At 50.1% G+C, this 16727-nt stretch carries 17 protein-coding genes and 1 riboswitch; of the genes, 5 read left to right on the top strand and 12 right to left on the bottom strand.

The window, feature by feature from the left end; genetic code table 11:
- Positions 1-75 precede the first annotated feature (75 nt).
- The 4 genes from HJV72_RS16485 to HJV72_RS16500 form a co-directional block, all read right to left on the bottom strand.
- A complete protein-coding gene (locus tag HJV72_RS16485) occupies positions 76-561 on the bottom strand; it encodes a pyridoxamine 5'-phosphate oxidase family protein (RefSeq protein WP_208072605.1) in 486 nt (161 codons plus the stop codon).
- A 12-nt stretch (positions 562-573) separates the two neighbouring features.
- A complete protein-coding gene (locus HJV72_RS16490) occupies positions 574-1236 on the bottom strand; it encodes an ECF transporter S component (RefSeq protein WP_208072607.1) in 663 nt (220 codons plus the stop codon).
- Between the two features lie 66 nt (positions 1237-1302).
- Positions 1303-1433, bottom strand: a riboswitch (FMN riboswitch).
- Positions 1434-1561: 128 nt separating this feature from the next.
- The gene (locus HJV72_RS16495) at positions 1562-2317 is read right to left on the bottom strand and encodes a cyclase family protein (RefSeq protein WP_208072702.1); all 756 of its coding nucleotides are present in this window, start codon (positions 2315-2317) and stop codon (positions 1562-1564) included.
- 56 nt (positions 2318-2373) lie between these two features.
- Complete coding sequence (locus HJV72_RS16500) at positions 2374-3531, bottom strand: SAM-dependent methyltransferase (RefSeq protein ID WP_208072609.1); 1158 nt, start codon at positions 3529-3531, stop codon at positions 2374-2376.
- A 150-nt stretch (positions 3532-3681) separates the two neighbouring features.
- On the opposite strand from HJV72_RS16500, the gene HJV72_RS16505 reads away from it, so the two are divergent.
- From HJV72_RS16505 to HJV72_RS16520, 4 genes are all read left to right on the top strand, one after another.
- A complete protein-coding gene (locus HJV72_RS16505; protein ID WP_208072611.1) occupies positions 3682-4023 on the top strand; it encodes a PadR family transcriptional regulator in 342 nt (113 codons plus the stop codon).
- Positions 4020-4694 (top strand): hypothetical protein, encoded by a 675-nt coding sequence (locus HJV72_RS16510; RefSeq protein ID WP_208072613.1) that lies wholly within the window; start codon positions 4020-4022, stop codon positions 4692-4694. Before HJV72_RS16505 ends, HJV72_RS16510 begins: the two co-directional genes overlap by 4 nt.
- A gap of 89 nt (positions 4695-4783) precedes the next feature.
- Positions 4784-5461: a Crp/Fnr family transcriptional regulator gene (locus HJV72_RS16515; RefSeq protein WP_208072615.1), complete on the top strand. Its 678-nt coding sequence runs from the start codon at positions 4784-4786 to the stop codon at positions 5459-5461.
- Between the two features lie 176 nt (positions 5462-5637).
- Positions 5638-6771, top strand: a complete 1134-nt coding sequence (locus tag HJV72_RS16520; RefSeq protein ID WP_208072617.1) for a glycerate kinase family protein — start codon at positions 5638-5640, stop codon at positions 6769-6771.
- A gap of 46 nt (positions 6772-6817) precedes the next feature.
- Here HJV72_RS16520 and trxA read toward each other — a convergent pair whose 3' ends face one another.
- The 8 genes from trxA to HJV72_RS16560 form a co-directional block, all read right to left on the bottom strand.
- A complete protein-coding gene (gene trxA / locus HJV72_RS16525; protein ID WP_208072619.1) occupies positions 6818-7129 on the bottom strand; it encodes a thioredoxin in 312 nt (103 codons plus the stop codon).
- Between the two features lie 70 nt (positions 7130-7199).
- Positions 7200-8882, bottom strand: coding sequence for a MutS-related protein (locus HJV72_RS16530; RefSeq protein ID WP_208072621.1), 1683 nt, complete (start codon positions 8880-8882; stop codon positions 7200-7202).
- An 83-nt stretch (positions 8883-8965) separates the two neighbouring features.
- Positions 8966-10354, bottom strand: coding sequence for a sensor histidine kinase (locus tag HJV72_RS16535; RefSeq protein ID WP_208072623.1), 1389 nt, complete (start codon positions 10352-10354; stop codon positions 8966-8968).
- A complete protein-coding gene (locus tag HJV72_RS16540; protein WP_208072625.1) occupies positions 10345-11004 on the bottom strand; it encodes a response regulator transcription factor in 660 nt (219 codons plus the stop codon). Before HJV72_RS16540 ends, HJV72_RS16535 begins: the two co-directional genes overlap by 10 nt.
- 2 nt (positions 11005-11006) lie before the next feature.
- Positions 11007-11768 carry a lantibiotic immunity ABC transporter MutG family permease subunit gene (locus HJV72_RS16545; protein WP_208072627.1) on the bottom strand — a complete coding sequence of 254 codons (762 nt, stop codon included), beginning with the start codon at positions 11766-11768 and terminating at the stop codon, positions 11007-11009.
- Complete coding sequence (locus tag HJV72_RS16550; RefSeq protein WP_208072629.1) at positions 11765-12547, bottom strand: lantibiotic immunity ABC transporter MutE/EpiE family permease subunit; 783 nt, start codon at positions 12545-12547, stop codon at positions 11765-11767. Before HJV72_RS16550 ends, HJV72_RS16545 begins: the two co-directional genes overlap by 4 nt.
- Position 12548: 1 nt before the next feature.
- Complete coding sequence (locus tag HJV72_RS16555) at positions 12549-13256, bottom strand: lantibiotic protection ABC transporter ATP-binding protein (protein ID WP_208072631.1); 708 nt, start codon at positions 13254-13256, stop codon at positions 12549-12551.
- A gap of 149 nt (positions 13257-13405) precedes the next feature.
- Positions 13406-15271 carry a PEP/pyruvate-binding domain-containing protein gene (locus HJV72_RS16560; RefSeq protein ID WP_208072704.1) on the bottom strand — a complete coding sequence of 622 codons (1866 nt, stop codon included), beginning with the start codon at positions 15269-15271 and terminating at the stop codon, positions 13406-13408.
- Between the two features lie 181 nt (positions 15272-15452).
- Between HJV72_RS16560 and HJV72_RS16565 the strand changes: the two genes are divergently transcribed.
- Positions 15453-16718 (top strand): aminotransferase class I/II-fold pyridoxal phosphate-dependent enzyme, encoded by a 1266-nt coding sequence (locus tag HJV72_RS16565; protein WP_208072633.1) that lies wholly within the window; start codon positions 15453-15455, stop codon positions 16716-16718.
- Positions 16719-16727: the final 9 nt, after the last annotated feature.

A 16727-nucleotide genomic window follows, 5' to 3' on the forward strand; every position in this document is an offset into this window, starting at 1 on the left:
GTCGCAGTTCCCGGACGCATCGGAGCATCTGCCCCATACCTCCCCATCGGCGTCTTAGTTTACTTAAACTCCCAGTTACTTCTCATCGTATAATTTTATCTCTAGCTGCTTTTCCTCAAAATCTATGAACAGCTGGAAGGCGTATCCATCATCGCTCGTATCCCAAATCTCTACATATTTTGGAATCACTTCTATAAGTATCTCCGTATCTTCATGGCTGTATTTATTATAACTCTGCCACAGATACTTCTTATAGCCTTCTGCGAACCTCTGCCCCGGCTCCTTGGTCACAAGCCCTTTATTGACAGCTATGCCTTCCACCTGCACCCCGCTCCAGCACATGGCCACATTTGGGTTTTCGAACAGCTGCTTTGTCTTACGGAAGTTCTTATCCGTCTTGAAGTAGATCTTCTCGTCGTAGAACAGACAGCTGACGTTCCTCACCATGACATAATCGTTCAGGCTGGAGGCCAGCGCCATAATCTGGCTGTTTCCAAGCATCTCAAACATACGGCCCACCGCCTGCTCATAAGTAATATCCTTATCCAATGTAAACTTCATAACCGCTCTCCTTTATCTGCTTATGATTCCTTTTATAACTTTGCTCAGCCTCTTATATATGATAAATGTAATCAGAGATGTAACGCCGTACTTGATGAGATTGAACGGCAGGATGCCAAACAGTGCCATCGTCACCGCATTCTTCATTGCCGGATTCACCGTACTGCACATGGCGATGATATCATCCATAGACATGCCAAACAACTTTACGTAGAAGGGAATAATCAGGTACAGGTTGGTAAATACGGCAACAACCGCCACAAACACAGAGCTGACCGCCATACCGGCAACTGCCATCTTCTTCGACTTGCTGCGGTGATAGATAATCAGAGCCGGCAGCACATACGCACAGCTCAGTATCAGATTCTGCAGCTCACCTGTCCCGAGGGAAAAGCTGCCCTGCATCACAAGCTGCAGCATAATCTTAACGATTATGATGCATACCGCCGCCATCGGACCGAACATGAACCCGCCAAGCATCTCCATCAGACCGGAAAAGTCAAACGACAGGAACGGCGGCATGAAGGGAATCGGGAAACGGAACAGCATCAGCACCGCACTGACAGCACCCATCAGGCCAATAAAGGCAATCTTCTTCACCCTCATCCTTGCGTCGTCACGGGTCTGTACCTTCTTGCCCGCAGTTACATTCATTGTTTCATTTGTCTCGTTCATACTGAATCCTCCTCAAAAAAATAACCCGGCACATCAAAAATAATGTCCCGGGCGTAATTACGCAGAAAATGCCTTTTCTCATCCGGACTATACCGTCGGTTCTGGAATTCCCGCTGAGGGGTCACCAGATCAGCCGCTTTACGCGGGTCATGGACTATACCATCGGTAGGGACTTGCACCCTGCCACAAAGACTTCTATATTCTTTTTTGAATAGGTGATTGCAGTAACATCATCTGCTGGTTACCATTATATACCTGTCTCATGTACATGTAAACATATATTTCACATTTATAAGGCGGTCCAGGCTTACATCAGCCGGTCCCGTCAATCCTCTGTGATTGCCCACACGCGTACCGGCAGTCCCGTAGCACCTTCAATCGGAAGAAAGGCCGCGAAGATAATCGCTCCTGCCGGGGGCACCTGATCCAGATTGCAGAGCACTTCGACCTGAAGCTTCCCTTTATCCAGCACATATCGTTCACACGCAAGGTCTCCGGCCTGCTCCGCCAGTGTCGAAGCGTCTGTATCCAGCGTCTCATGTCCGTTCGCCGCGGCGTTGCGCACTTCATAGATGTATTTAAGCGCTTCCATCGACCAGCCAGGCGTATGCTCTCCCCCGTCCTCGTCAAAGTTGCAGATGGCATCCATCGAAGGCCAGCGCTTTCCCCAGTCCGTGCGAAGCGCCACGAACGCCCCGTCAGGGATGTCCCCATACTGCCTCTCAAAGGCCTGGATATCCTCCACAGTAACCGCGTAGTGGACATCTTCCTTCACTTTTTCTGAGATGTCGATAACTACGAGCGGATAGACCATATCCCTGACACCATATTGTTCCGACAGCTCTCTGTCTTTGATAAAATGTCCCGGGAAATCAATATGCGTACCAAACTGCCCCGGGAATTTAAATGTCTGTATGAGACAATCCAGCATTTCATTTCCCCAGTCAAACACCGTGCTGGACAGCTCCACCGCCCCGTCAGGAATCCCTCCCCAATACGGGCTGTCATTATTCAGGGGATGGGACAGTTCCACCCACTGGCAGCCTTTCAGTCTTTCCAGCTCTTTCCATAATTCATACATCATAACGCACCTCCTTTACCAAGCATTATACCTTGATTTTAAAGGTGCGGCAAGTATCAGACGACTCTTGTCATCGGCAGTTCGTTATTGATTCCGTTTGTCATCACAATCTGGTGCAGGTCAATGATTCCATTGTGGAAAGTAGCTGCGCAGGATGCCAGATACAGTTCCCACATACGCATGAATTCTTTCCCGTATCTCTTCGTTATCTCCCCCTTATGCTTCAGCAGATTATCCCTCCAGCAGAGCAGCGTCTTCGTGTAATGGCGTCTCAGGCTCTCCACGTCAACCGTGTACAGCTTCTTATCGCCCATGATATGGATGATTTCCCGCAGGCTCGGTATGACCCCGCCCGGAAATATATATTTCTTGATGAACGCATCTCCCGGGAACTCCTGCAGCGCACTGATGTAGTGCAATAGAAATAAGCCGCCCGGCTTAAGGACAGACTGTACACATTCGAGAAACAGAGGATAATTCCCTCTTCCGACATGCTCCAGCATCCCTACGCTCACCACCCTGTCAAACGCAAGGCCCGACGCCTTCAGCTTGCGGTAATCCATCAGCCGTACCTCAAGCCTGTCCTGGAGCCCCTCATCCTCTATATCCTTCTGGAATTTGGCATGCTGTTCCCGGCTCAGCGTAATACCGACTCCCCTCACGCCGTAATGCTTCACGGCATACTTGAGAAGGAATCCCCATCCACAGCCGATATCCAGTATCGTCATCCCCTCCTTCAGATGCATCTTGCCCAGTATATGTTCTACCTTGTTAACCTGCGCCTCATAAAGCGTATCAGTATCCTCTTTAAAATAACCGCATGAATAGCTCATCGTCTCATCCAGCCAGAGCTTATAGAAATCATTTCCTATATCATAATGGGACGTCACTTCCTTCTCCTGGCTTCGGATGTTCTTCGACGTATAAAGAATCCGGTGAAGCGCCCCGCGGTTTACGCTGAACTTGCCCATCTCCCCAAGGAAGCTGTCCAGCACTTCAAACAGGTCCTTATCCACATCGATATCTTCCCGCATATAGGCTTCTCCAAGCGCCAGCGACGTACTGTTGAGAAGCTCCCGCTTCGGGATATTACGGTTGATCTTCAACGTAAATGCAGGATCCGCGTCCCCAATTGTTATAAATTCCTCCGCTGTCTCCAGATTAAAGCTGACCGGTATGATCTTCTGCAGATAGCCTGTAATAAATTCATTCATCGTTCTCCACCCTCCAGTCTGAATCAGATACGTATTAATTATTTCCAGTTCTTCCAGAAAAATACATTATCTGGTTGACATGCAGCTATCTTGTGATACAATATAGTAAAGAATATTGCAATGCAAGGTAGCGGAAGGATGTGATGTAAGATGGACAAATCCCAGCTTATGAAAGGAATACTGGAAGGCTGTATCCTGAAGATAATAGACAAGTCCGAGACATATGGGTATGAGATTGTCGTGAAGCTTCAGGAAAATGGATTTCAAGATGTAAGAGAAGGTACTCTGTATCCCCTGCTTCTGCGGCTGGAGAAGAAAAAGCTGATTTCCGCCACTTACAAGCCAAGCCCCCTCGGCCCGAGCCGGAAATATTATGTTCTGACGAAGGATGGAAAAGAATATCTGTACAGCTTCTATAACAGCTGGAAAGAGACTTGCATTTCAGTAAACCGGATTTTTAATGAAGAGAATATGAAGGAGGAACGCATATGAATCCATTAAGAAATGAACTCAAAATCTTGGACAGAGAAAACAACGACTTGGCTGCCGATATCGAATGCAGAGAGAATTATGCGGCTGTACAGAATATGGTCCGTTACCTTTCATCCTCTTCCCTCTCTCTCTTCCAGATACAGGTAATCCGCAAGGACCTGATAGGCATGGCGCTGGAAGCTGATAAGGAAGGGCTTGCCCTTCAGGATAAGCTCGGCGTGGCACCGAAGGAATTCTGCGATGATATTATCCAGAACGGGGAAAGCAGCGCGCGCAGCGAACATCTGCTGAATGCCGCTGTAAATACGATCCAGTTTGCCGCCATATGGCTCTTCATAAAGTATTTCCTTTTTTCCCCTTACACAATCGCATGGAGCGATCTGCTGCTTGTCTTCTTATACTACATGGGATGTAACTTTCTGGCGTCCTACATACGCAACAGGTTTTCCATAGCTTCTAGTCCAGTAGTGCGCCACCTTCCTTATCTTTTCATCTTCTTCCTGTTTTTAAGCGCATTCATGTTATTAAGCAGATTTTATGAACCTGTTAACAGACCAATTTTGATAGCAGACGGCTGGCTTGTCATAACTGTCGCAGCTGCGATTGCCGCTGCAGCTACTATGCTCTCTAACATATACTGGCGGCGCTGCGCAGGAAAATACACGTGCTGACCGTATCCTTGCCATTCTTTTTCATTCTTTTTCGTGAATTGTGATATACTGTTTAAAACAGAAAGAATATGATATGAAAGGATGGTTCTATGCTGACACGACAAGAAGATATACATTTACTGAAAGAGACGCTTACTTTCTGGAACCAGCTTACACATACACAGCAGTCTATGCTTATAGAAAGCGCGGCGTCCGGCTCGTATGAGAAAGGGACGATACTTCACAGTGCAGACTATGAATGCATCGGTACGCTCATCGTCAAATCCGGTTCCCTGAGAGTCTACATACTTTCGGAAGACGGAAGGGAGATAACCTTATATCGAATTAATGAAGGAGAAGTCTGCGTCCTGTCCGCATCCTGTGTCCTGCAGTCCATAACATTCGATGTCTACATCGACGTCGTGTCAGACTGTGATTTGATCCAGCTCTGTTCCAAGGCATTTGCCTCCATCATCGAAGGAAATGTATATGCGGAGGCCTTTACTTACCGGCTCACCACAGAACGATTCTCAGATGTCATGTGGGCCATGCAGCAGATTCTCTTTATGAGCTTTGACAAAAGGCTTGCCATCTTTCTCCTCGATGAAGCTGCTTCGCTGCACTCGGACGAAATCAAGCTCACGCACGAGCAGATTGCAAAGCTTATGGGGAGCGCCAGAGAGGTCGTGACGCGCATGCTCAAGTATTTTTCCTCCGAAGGCTATGTGGAGCTCTCAAGAGGAACTGTGAAGATTACGGATAAAGGCAGGCTCAAATCTCTCATCTGAAACTACCGAGTCCCATGGCTCTTGCAGACTTTTACCAAGAACATATCGTCACATAACAACCTGCCGGATTTATGCAGTCCGGCAGGTTGTTTCTATGTATCGCGGAAAGCATTTCCCGCCAGACCCACATATATGATATGCTTTAAGTAACAAGATTGAGAAAAGGAGCGAAGATTATGAAGGTTGTAATTGCTGTGGATTCATTTAAGGGTAGCCTCTCTTCCATGGAGGCCGGTCGTGCGGCCAAAGCAGGCATACTTGCCGCCAGACCAGACGCTTCTGTCATCATAAAGCCTCTGGCGGACGGCGGGGAGGGGACGACCGACGCCCTTATTGAAGGGCTTGGCGGAAGAAAAATCGCCATCACCGTCACGGGCCCTATGGGGCATCCGGTCCCCGCCTGCTACGGGTATCTTAGCGTCTCTTCCACGGCAGTGATAGAGATGGCAGCTGCAGCCGGTATCACGCTCGTACCTCCGGAAGACAGGAATCCTCTTACTGCCAGTACGTATGGGGTCGGGGAGATTATACAGGACGCGGTTTTACGGGGCTGCCGCAACTTTATCATCGGTATCGGCGGGAGCGTTACGAACGACGGCGGCATCGGCATGTTAAAGGCGCTCGGTTTCCGCTTCCTCGACAAGGATGGACGGGACGCCGGAGAAGGGGGCCAGGCGCTGGGCAAGATAATGTTCATAGATACGCAAGGATGTAACCCGCTGCTGGCCGGGTGTCGTTTTCAGGTTGCCTGTGATGTCACGAACCCGCTCTGCGGAAAAAACGGGGCAACTTATATCTATGGCCCACAGAAAGGGGTAACGGAAGGACTGCTGGATAAGCTGGATAAAGACATGGCCCACTATGCTGCCGTCACGGCCGGAACACTTGGCAGCCATTATGCCAAAGTGGAAGGTGCCGGAGCGGCAGGAGGGCTCGGCTTTGCTTTTCTAAGTTATCTGGGGGCTTCACTTTCGCCGGGAATCGACCTGGTCTTGGATGCAGTCGGACTGAGGGAAGAGCTGGCCGATGCCGATATCGTCGTCACCGGAGAAGGCTGCCTCGATGCACAGACAGCGATGGGAAAAGCGCCGGCAGGAGTTGCCCGGCTTGCGAAAGAATATGGTATAAAAGTGATTGCATTTGCCGGAACCGTAACAAAAGAAGCGTCAGCCTGCATCGATGCCGGCATCGACGCCTACTTCACTGTCATCCGGGGCGTCACAACGCTTGAAGAGGCCATGAAGCCCGATACCGCCCGTGAAAACATAACTGCGGCAGTGGAGCAGGTGTTCCGGCTTCTGGACGGATAGAAAAACAGACCTCTGTGTCTTTACAGGGGTCTGTCTCCGCTTTCTTCTACACTCCCAGCATCGCCTTCAGCTCTTCTTTAGACTTTGCTCCCACTTCTGATTTGACTTTCTGTCCATCCTTGAATACCATAAGCGTCGGTATCGACATGACGCGGAATTCTTTTGCCAGTTCCATCTGTTCGTCGACATTGATTTTACAGATTTTCGCGTCCTTGACTTCTCCAGCCAGCTCTTCGACAATCGGCAGGACCATCTGGCACGGTCCGCACCACTCAGCCCAGAAATCGACCAGTACCGGTACATCCGCTTCTAACACCTCTTGTTTAAAATTGTCCTTCGTTACATGTATTGCTGCCATAATATTACTTCCTTTCTATCGATAATCTTATTTTGTTTTGTTGTTGTCTTTATTATACACCATCTGAGCCTCATTTCTGTGATTTGGTCACAATTATCTGCTGATAAAAATGATTGGCGCATCCAATCACTTCCTCTGGAAATCCTATCCTTTCAAGAAGCCTTATGGCATTCGTGTTTTTGCTGACCCCGCTGTGAATCTTATAATCGAATATGACATCTTCCGCCTCCGGCTGCTCGCTGAAGTAATAGTTGTCATAGCCGCTGTCCTTCAGCATATCCAGCAGTTCCAGGTCATGCGTAGCCACGAGGACGATGCAGTTCTTATCCTGCAGATACCGGAGGATGGACGCCGACGCGGCCAGACGCTCATCGGTATTCGTCCCACGCAGTATCTCGTCAATGGCGCAGAATACGGGCAGCCTGCCATCCGTACTTAGAGCTGTCCTCTTCAGCGACTTGATTTCACGTATATAGTAGCTTTCCCCTGCCATCAGGTTGTCCCTCACGGCCATGGAAGACTTTACATAGGTCGGAGGAAGCACAAATCTCCGGGCCGTACATGTATGGATTGTCTGAGCAAATATCTCGTTGATTGCTGCCGCTTTGATAAACGTCGACTTTCCTGATGCATTGGAGCCTGTGATGATGGTATTTTTGTGCAGCCTGACACTGTTGTATACAGGATTGTCGATAAGCGGATGATAGATGTCCTCCATCTCTATGGACAGCTCTTCATGGAAATCCGGTAGACAGTAGGCCGGAAGGCTCTTTCGGAATGATGCGATGGATATGAGCATATCCAGTTCTCCGACCAGCTCATACAGCCAGATAAACGTATCTATCCTCTCCTCTATCTCCCGGATTATCTTATTATACATCGTACAGTCAAGGAGGAATGCTCCCGTTATATATGTCGCCGCCACTTCCATGAAATCGCCGGTCGCCGATGCCCTCTTTCTACCGAGCAGATATGAGAATTTCTTTTCAGAATCTTTCAAATCGGCGGCAATATGGTAGAATTCCTTAAACTCTTCTCCAAACTCGCCTGCCCTGCTTCCGGTCAGCTTCCGCATTACCTGCATCAGGCCATATATCCCTTCTATCACTTCCAGCTGTGTATCATATTCTCCCTTCATCAATCCATGGATGACAATATTGATAAGAAACAGACAGAATGTGGCAATAAGTATCCATTTTGTGCGAAGGACAAGGCAAAGCAGCAGACTTGCCAGGATTGCAGCCTGCATTACTCTGTAGAACGTAACACGGCTCATTTTAAATGCATCTATATTATTAAAAAATGAAGGCAGATAATAGTAGCTCGGCCGCTTACCTATCTTGTAGAGCTCAAACTGTATCTCTTCACGTTCCTTTGGATTCTCTTCGAAGTAGGACATCCTGCGTTCATATTTGGAGAACTTTTCCTCATCCTGCGATAAGATTCTAAGTGATGCATACAAATACTGCTCGCCTGCAAAAGAGCATGTTGCATTTAACCGCTGGAACACTTCGGACATGTCAAGATCATTCCATGTCTCATCGTCAACAAGCCCGTCTGTATCTTTGTGCTCAGCCTCTGCAAAATACTGGCCGGTGAGCTGAAAATCCATCTCTTTCCTATCCGGCTTTTTCCCATACTGCTTCCGTATAGAATCCCGCACCCTTTTTTGGCCGGCGTATCTTGACCAGACCGCAATGATAAAAATAGAAACTATCGCTCCTGCGACAAGGGCCAGTGTATACACATCCATAATTTGACTCTCCTTCTTACATCATGTCAATCGTATCACTGTATTAGTTCTTTAATACAGTTTATCATCGTCTTTACGGAAAGTCAACAGACGTATAACGGAATACGTACTTTTATCCGGGCCCCTCCCGACTCCGCACAGTTGCCCGTCTGCAACGTGCCTCCCTGCTGCCGTATAAAGCTGTCGGCTATATAGAGCCCCATACCATAATGGCCTCTTCTGTGCCTGCTTCTGTCTCCCTGGAAGAACTGGTCCGGTGCGGCTTTAAGCTCCTCCCGGGTAAATCCGGGACCATTGTCGGTGACGACTGTTTCCAGCCATTCCCCGGACTCCTCCCGCTTTACACAGGCATCGATGCAGATACAGCCGTTTACCGGCGTGTATTCTACCGCATTGGCAAGTATGTTCATAAATGCACGGTACAGCTTTTCCTCCTGGACCAGCACATCTGCTCCCTCGGCCTCGATATTGGTATTTACTTTAATCTTTTTACCGATTCCGAGATTTTCCGTCTTTTCTGCAAGCTGTCTTATGAAAGCCTCTGCGCTCAGCCTTTTCTTTTCCTCCTGGGTTTCTCCTTTGGAGCGCAGCGTCTCCTGCAGTGCGACGAGATAGTCCTCGATCTCTTTCACGCTATCTGTCACGTACCGGTTGTATTCCTTAACTTCAGCATCACATGCCGTCTCATGAATCAGTTCTGCATTGCCCCTGATGACAGTAAGAGGTGTCTTGATATCATGTGCAAGTGCCGCTACCTGCTCCTTTTTGACCTCCTCTGACTTCCACTGTTCTTCCAGTGATCTCTTAAGCGCTTCCTTCATCTTGAACAGCGATTCCAGCACATCGTCAATCTCCCGGATATCCGAGTATTCTCTGGCAAATTCCAGATTGCTCTCCTTGATTCTGTCCGTGGCCTCATTGAGCACCTTAAGCCGTCTTGACAGATATCTGCCGAAGCTTCTTGCCGTCCATGCCGTCTGCAGCAAGAACACTGCGAGTATGGCCGCACAGAACATCCATTCCGCATTCGGCAGCCGTTCCCGAAGTGCAGGATCTGCGAATTGTGCAAGAATGTCATAACGGACGATACATACCTCCCCTCCTTCTCTCTCGATAAACCGGTAAAAGGTCTTGAAGCCAGGCTGTGTATCGCCGCTTTCCTTACACTTCCACGCCTTTTTCTGCTCTTCTTCTCCATAATTGCCGTACAGGTAGTTCCCCCGTGCATCATAGACTCCATATCCGGCTCCATCCGGAATGATGTCTTGCTCCACCCGGCCGGCCTCCTTTATAGCCCCTGTCGCTGCCTCCAGCCCGTTCAGCGTATATACCGCCGGCAGCAGGAACCCTGTGTTGATCATGATATTCAGAGCTATATATGCGATGGCAGCCAGAAACGCACACTGCCCGAGAAACACTGCGAGGTAAGTAATAAATATCGTGTAGATTCTTTTCTTTCTTTTTATTTCCATCGGTATCCTATCCCCCACACGGTTTCAATCGGGGCCGCTCCCAATGCCTGGCATTTTGACCTGATATTCTTAATATGTTCTGTTATCGCCGTGCTGTCGCTTTCTTTTTCATAACCAAATACATGCTCATAGATACGTTCTTTGGAAAACACCTGTCCCTGGTGCAGAGCCAGATATTCACAGATGGCATATTCGCTCTTCGTAAGCGGTATCTCCCGGCCCTCATACAGTGCTTTCTTTTCCTGCAGCAGAAACTGCATTCCTGCGACGGTGAGCAGATGCCGCTTCTTCCGGCCTTCTCTGCGCAGATGCGCCTGCACCCTTGCACGCAGCTCACCGATGCCGAACGGCTTGGTAATATAATCATCTGCCCCGATGCCAAGGCCTTTCATGACATCCGCCTCGTCCGTCCTGGCTGTCAGAAAGAGGATGGGACAGTCGGTACTGCTCCTTACTTTTTCGCACAGCGTATAACCGTCAAGTCCCGGCATCATCACATCCAGCAGTATGAGGCTGTACTGTGGCAGTGAAAGCTTCAGAACTTCCCGGGAATCAGCCACGGTATCCACCACATATCCATCCTTTTCCAACGCATTTCTTATAAGCATAAGGATATTCTTTTCATCATCCACTGCAAGAATCCTTTCCATCGCTATTCTTCACACTGCCTTCCTTCATAATAGTGAAACCAGAGAAAGATTCCAGCCGTAATAAGGACTGCCACAGCCGCGCATACTGCCAGCTCCGCCGGCAGAGCCCCTGACACGTGGTTCCATCTGTTCTGGTCTCCTCCTTCATATAATAGCAGATAGCTGCTCCATCTGCCACTCCAGGCGAAGGGGACAAACGGCCAGCAGCCGTCCCCAAGCCCGGTCAGCATGAGTGCAGCCAGGACAGCTCCGATAATGCCCGCTGCCACTGTGGCAGCTTTGGCATACCTGAGGCTTAAGAACAGATAGAATGTATACAGTACCGTCTGTCCGAGCCATAGCAGAAGGGCAATCAGAAAGTAGCGATGCGAGGGATAAGGGCTCCGCCCTATCATCTGCGTATACCCCGCGGCAAATCCAAGGACGGCAATTACGCCGGCCGCAAGGGAACAGAGATTCAGCGCTAGCCATTTTCCGAGAAAAGCGTGGCGCTTCTTCCTGCACAGAATCAGAAACGTCTGCATCTTCCCTTCTTCTTCCAGCTCTACCGACATGGAGCAGGCGAGCGCGGACAGAAATGGGTATGCGACGGCAAGGGCTTCTACATATGCCTGTACCCTGGCCGCCGCGCTCCACGGGGCAAATGTATAATAGAAGAGGAAGGCGGCTGCCCCTGCACATGGTACGAGAACATGGATCCACAAAAGCTTCGTATGCCGCATCTTGATGAACTCGCTGCTGGTGGAGTGTATCAGTTCCCTCATATCGTCTCACCTCCCCTTTTTCCATACCATCTCCTGGCGGCTGCCCATAGGATGGCGAGCCAGGCCAGGCAGACAAGCATACCAATCGGAACCGCTTTCATATCCATCAGCTCCGGGGAATATGTGAGGCTGCCGTTCTCCGCTATAAGGCCGTTCGGCAATACTTGAATCAGGGGGCACATCAGCCTTGCCGTCACGGAATACGGATTGATAAGCCAGCAGCTTCCGAGCGAGGCGACGATAGTGCCATATAGATTCAGCGCCAGATTGGCAAGCAGCGTCGAATACAGGCCGAACCTCTCGTTTGCCCAGAGGCAGAGCGGTATCTGCCATATGCAGCCTATCGACATGACCACCACGGCGGCCGCTCCCTGCACAAGCGTTATATCCGCCAGCATCGTCACTCCCGCCACATGCTCTGATACGATGGCCGCCACCGCTGTAAGCAGAGATAGAATAATATTTCCAAGTATTGCTGATCGTATACAGAAGATTACTTTTGCATCCCAAACGCGCCTTAAGTCTACCGGAAGAGCTACGACCGCACGGTTGTGCAGCTTCTTGTCTGCCCGTGAGGCCATGCAGCACACGATTGACACCATGCCCGGAAGAAGCGTCATATACCACCAGTTGTAGGAATCTATTGTTCCATAGCTGCTGGCGAGAAGAAATGCCATGGTTACCGCAATTGCCGGCATGACAATGTATAGTCTTGAATATAACGTATGCCTGTGCTTCCATTGCTCCGCGGGATAATACGTCTGAAAAAATGAACCCATCCTACCATTCCTCCTTCCGGTATCTGCCCGTAATCTTCATAAACTTCTCCTCCAGATGGCCCTTAGCGGGCATCCCTCCCTGGAACCCGAGTACACCGTCGGCCAGGATACCGATATAATCTGCCATCTGCTCTACCTCACTGAGAATATGGCTGGATAAGATGACGGTAATTCCCTGCTGCGGGAAGGACCGGATCATCTCCCTCAGTTCCTGTATTCCATACGGATCCAGCCCGTTTGCAGGCTCATCCAGTATGAGCAGTTTTGGATGATTCAGCAGCGCTGCCGCGATACCAAGGCGTTGCTTCATCCCAAGAGAAAAGTGACCGGCTCTTTTTCTTCCGGTATCCTTAAGATCTACGCAAAGCAGCACCTCCTCTATCCTATCTTCCGGAAGTCCAAGAATCTTCGTACGTACAAGCAGATTCTCCCTCGCGCTCAAGTTTCCATAAAGCGGAGGCGTCTCGATGAGAGCACCTGTCTCCTTGAGGTTCTCTCTGCTCCACGGCCTTCCGTCATACAATATCTCTCCAGAACCCGGGCGCATCATACCGGTAATCATCTTAAGAAGCGTAGACTTCCCCGCCCCGTTCGGTCCAAGAAGCCCATATACGCACCCCCGAGGCACCTGCAGCGATACATGCGACACCACCTGCTGCCCCTTAAAGCTCTTACATAAATCCTTCGTTTCCAACAATAAATGTTCCATCCTCAAATAACCTCCTTACGAGAATTAAGATATAAGACAAATCTAAGGAAATTATAAGGAAGAAACAAAAAAATGCATTTGGGTACACCATAAAAGCCAATTAGGGACGTAACCCTTTTGAAAAAGATCACGTCCCTAATTGACCAAATCTACTTCCCGAGGCGGCAGACCGCCCGCCCTTGTTTGACGTCCAGCATAAGTTCTGCCCGGCAGTCTGACACGTCGTACAGCTTAATTATCTCGTTCAGCTCACCGTCTTCCGGCCACAGTTCGGCGAAGATATCTCTGTGCTGCTTCAGCAGCTGCGGCTGGTAGCACCTTGTCTTGCTGTTCTCGTTGATGGCGCCGTAGTATACGTCGGCTTCCACGAGGTCCTGGAACATGTGGCTTCCGTAGGAGAGTTCGGGATGGTATCCGACTTCGCTGTATGCCACCTCGCAGATGGCGCAGAATTCACTGATGTTGGCATACACGACCGGTACCCCGAGCTCCGGGGATGAAGTACCGATGCGCCCCGGCACGAGGAGGAGCATCTTCTTCTCCTCTTCCTCAAAATGCTGGTTTATCTCGTCAATCTTACGGGCCACGCCGAACTTTTTCGCATACGGATATTCGTAATACTTCCGCGGGTCCACCCAGACGATGAGGTCCAGCTTCTCTGTCTTGGAGCGGCGCATGGATGTCCTGCGCACATCGAACAGGAATTCCTGCGCCTTATCTTCCGGGATATGTATCTCCTCCGATACGCTTGCCTGAAGCGGCCTGCACTGGAGCAGGTTCACTTTCCATTCCTCTTTCGCGTGGCTGTTGACGGCAAATTCCACGTCCACCGGCCTGCCGTACTCTTCTTCCAACATCTCAAGGATATGCTTCATCAGCTGGATGAAATCATCATTGTTCACCATCCCCTGGCAGTCTGCAAAATATACTTTCTTGTAGACGCCCCGCTGCGCAAGCATGTCCTCTGCATCGGTGTCATGGCTTAACACAAGCTTCTTCTGCCAACCCGGCAGCGCCTGGATTACTTCTTCCAGCCGCCGCGTACCAAGAGAATTTGTCTCATAATCCATCACATCCACTTTCCGCTGCGAATACTTATGCCGTTCCGCCACGGTAGTCCTTAAGTTCGCCTGCGCCCTGTCCAGGCATACAAGCCTCGGATAATCGCCGGGCGTACGCTCCACCGCCCGCGTGCCAAGCCCCATCACCATACGGAGCATTCCGGCATCCGGATTCATGTTCTCCATCCATTTGTACGGATTGTAGGAACAGCCCATCCCCGCTGCCACCGGCATATAGAATCCGTCGTACTTCTGCCCTTCCACCTTCTGGATGAGAAGCGCCATCTGCTCATCTGTATCGAGCAGCTTCCATCTTCTCCGGTACTCGATGGCGGACGGATTCATCGTGCTGGCATACACGCTCCGTATCGCATCCATCAGTTCCTCGAGACGTTCCTCCTCACTCCCCTGATTCATGCAGAAGGTAGATTCATATTTCCCCGAAAATGCATTGCCAAATCCATCCTCGAGAAAGCTGCTGGACCGTACGATAACCGGAGTGTCTCCGTAATGCCGGACCACCTTCCTGAGCTCTTCCATCAACGCTTCGGAAAATGTGCCTCCGCTTAAGCGGGCACGCAGCTCATCCGCTCCCTTAAACCGCTCCTTCTCCTCCATATGGCGTCTGCGAAGTTCCATACAGTCATTATCCACAAGATACTGGTAGAACACGTCCGAACCCACAAAAAATGAATCGTGGGGCTCGATATGCTCCATATACTGTGGCGTCCGAACCGCAATCAGCTTCCTCGCAAGGAGAAGGCCGCACGCCTTGCCTCCGATCCTCCCGCTACCGATGCTGCGCTCCTTGACGCGGCAGTAATCCTCCGGCGTAAAGTGTTCTACGATCAGCCGCTCCATCCGCATGTCCGTCGTCATCAATTCATTGCATATATATTTGCTCTCCTTCGCCGTAAGGCTGTCCCTGTTCCTGATTTCTTCCCAGTTCACTATCCACGCCTCCCTTTTCTCCTGCACCTGGCCGTCCGAGATGCTCCTGCCGCCTATTCTGCAGCCTCCGCATCAAGATAGCCAAATGCCTATACTTCTTATACAAATATAAGTATTTGCTTCTATCATAACATTTTACCTATAATGAAGGCAAGAAAACAAAGGCCTTTAAGGAGGAACGCACATGATTGATACATCAGCCAATACCACATCCCTGGAGCAGCTGAAGGACGCTTACGAGGACGCCAGGGGAAAGCATTTAAAACTAAATATGTCCCGCGGAAAGCCTGCCCCATCCCAGCTTGACCTGAGCAACGCGCTCCTGGGAGCTCTGGACAGCTACATCACGGAAGACGGGACAGATGCAAGAAACTACGGAATCCTGGACGGCATCCCGGAATGCAGGCGATTATTCGCAGACCTGCTTGACCTCAATCCGGACAGGATGATCATCGGAGGCAACTCAAGCCTGAGCCTCATGTTCGACACGGCTGCCGCTTTGAGTCTCTTCGGTACAGGGGGGAACCGCCCGTGGCAGCACTATAGATACGCAGGGACTCCAGTCAAGTTCCTCTGCCCGTCACCTGGATACGACCGCCATTTCAGAATATGTGAAGAACTGGGCATCGAGATGATACCGATACCGCTTAATGAAGAAGGGCCGGATATGGATCTTGTCACAACGCTTGTCAGGCAGGATCCTCTTATCAAAGGCATCTGGTGCGTACCGCTTCATTCCAATCCCGGGGGCGTCTGCTACAGCAGCCGGGTGGTAGAGCAGCTTGCTTCCATGGAAACAGCAGCACGTGACTTCCGAATCTTCTGGGACAATGCATACGGCATCCACCATATATATGAAGAGGTTCCGCTTAAGAATATTCTGGATGCGTGTGAGAGGCACGGACATCCAGAGCGGGCTTACTACTTCTTCTCCACCTCCAAGATTACGTTTCCCGGCGCCGGTGTCGCACTCATCGCCTCCGGTCCTGGCAACATCAAGGAGCTCAAAGGGCACATGTCCGCACAAATTATAAGCTACGACAAGCTGAACCAGCTGCGGCACGTACGGCACTTCAAGACACCGGAAAATATCCGGGCACATATGGCCATGCTGGCAGATGAACTCCGCCCCAAGTTCGATCTCGTACTCTCCAAACTGGAGACAGAACTTAAGGGCACCGGATTTGCATCCTGGAGCCGTCCAAAAGGAGGATACTTCATCTCGCTCGACACACGGCCCGGCTGCGCAAAACGGACGGTGGCCCTCGCAAAAGATGCAGGAGTCGTGCTGACAGATGCAGGAGCGACGTACCCTTACGGCAGAGATGAAAAAGACAGCAATATCCGCATCGCTCCATCTTATCCGACACTGGAAGAACTGGCCGCCGCCATGGATATCTTTATCTTATGTATTAAAATTGCAGCACTGGAAACGAATAACAGCAAATAAATCAAAAAA

Source organism: Extibacter sp. GGCC_0201 (genome assembly GCF_017566055.1).
GTDB lineage: Bacteria > Bacillota > Clostridia > Lachnospirales > Lachnospiraceae > Extibacter.

Bases quoted from the DNA above. Each gene is read 5' to 3' on its own strand.
- HJV72_RS16505 (WP_208072611.1), top strand. From the start codon at position 3,682: ATGGACAAATCCCAGCTTATGAAAGGAATACTGGAAGGCTGTATCCTG.
- HJV72_RS16530 (WP_208072621.1), bottom strand. From the start codon at position 8,882: ATGGATGTGTATACACTGGCCCTTGTCGCAGGAGCGATAGTTTCTATT.
- HJV72_RS16565 (WP_208072633.1), top strand. From the start codon at position 15,453: ATGATTGATACATCAGCCAATACCACATCCCTGGAGCAGCTGAAGGAC.
- HJV72_RS16555 (WP_208072631.1), bottom strand. From the start codon at position 13,256: ATGGAACATTTATTGTTGGAAACGAAGGATTTATGTAAGAGCTTTAAG.
- HJV72_RS16485 (WP_208072605.1), bottom strand. From the start codon at position 561: ATGAAGTTTACATTGGATAAGGATATTACTTATGAGCAGGCGGTGGGC.
- HJV72_RS16515 (WP_208072615.1), top strand. From the start codon at position 4,784: ATGCTGACACGACAAGAAGATATACATTTACTGAAAGAGACGCTTACT.
- HJV72_RS16545 (WP_208072627.1), bottom strand. From the start codon at position 11,768: ATGAGGGAACTGATACACTCCACCAGCAGCGAGTTCATCAAGATGCGG.
- HJV72_RS16500 (WP_208072609.1), bottom strand. From the start codon at position 3,531: ATGAATGAATTTATTACAGGCTATCTGCAGAAGATCATACCGGTCAGC.
- HJV72_RS16540 (WP_208072625.1), bottom strand. From the start codon at position 11,004: ATGGAAAGGATTCTTGCAGTGGATGATGAAAAGAATATCCTTATGCTT.
- HJV72_RS16550 (WP_208072629.1), bottom strand. From the start codon at position 12,547: ATGGGTTCATTTTTTCAGACGTATTATCCCGCGGAGCAATGGAAGCAC.
- HJV72_RS16495 (WP_208072702.1), bottom strand. From the start codon at position 2,317: ATGTATGAATTATGGAAAGAGCTGGAAAGACTGAAAGGCTGCCAGTGG.
- HJV72_RS16490 (WP_208072607.1), bottom strand. From the start codon at position 1,236: ATGAACGAGACAAATGAAACAATGAATGTAACTGCGGGCAAGAAGGTA.
- HJV72_RS16520 (WP_208072617.1), top strand. From the start codon at position 5,638: ATGAAGGTTGTAATTGCTGTGGATTCATTTAAGGGTAGCCTCTCTTCC.
- HJV72_RS16535 (WP_208072623.1), bottom strand. From the start codon at position 10,354: ATGGAAATAAAAAGAAAGAAAAGAATCTACACGATATTTATTACTTAC.
- HJV72_RS16510 (WP_208072613.1), top strand. From the start codon at position 4,020: ATGAATCCATTAAGAAATGAACTCAAAATCTTGGACAGAGAAAACAAC.
- trxA (WP_208072619.1), bottom strand. From the start codon at position 7,129: ATGGCAGCAATACATGTAACGAAGGACAATTTTAAACAAGAGGTGTTA.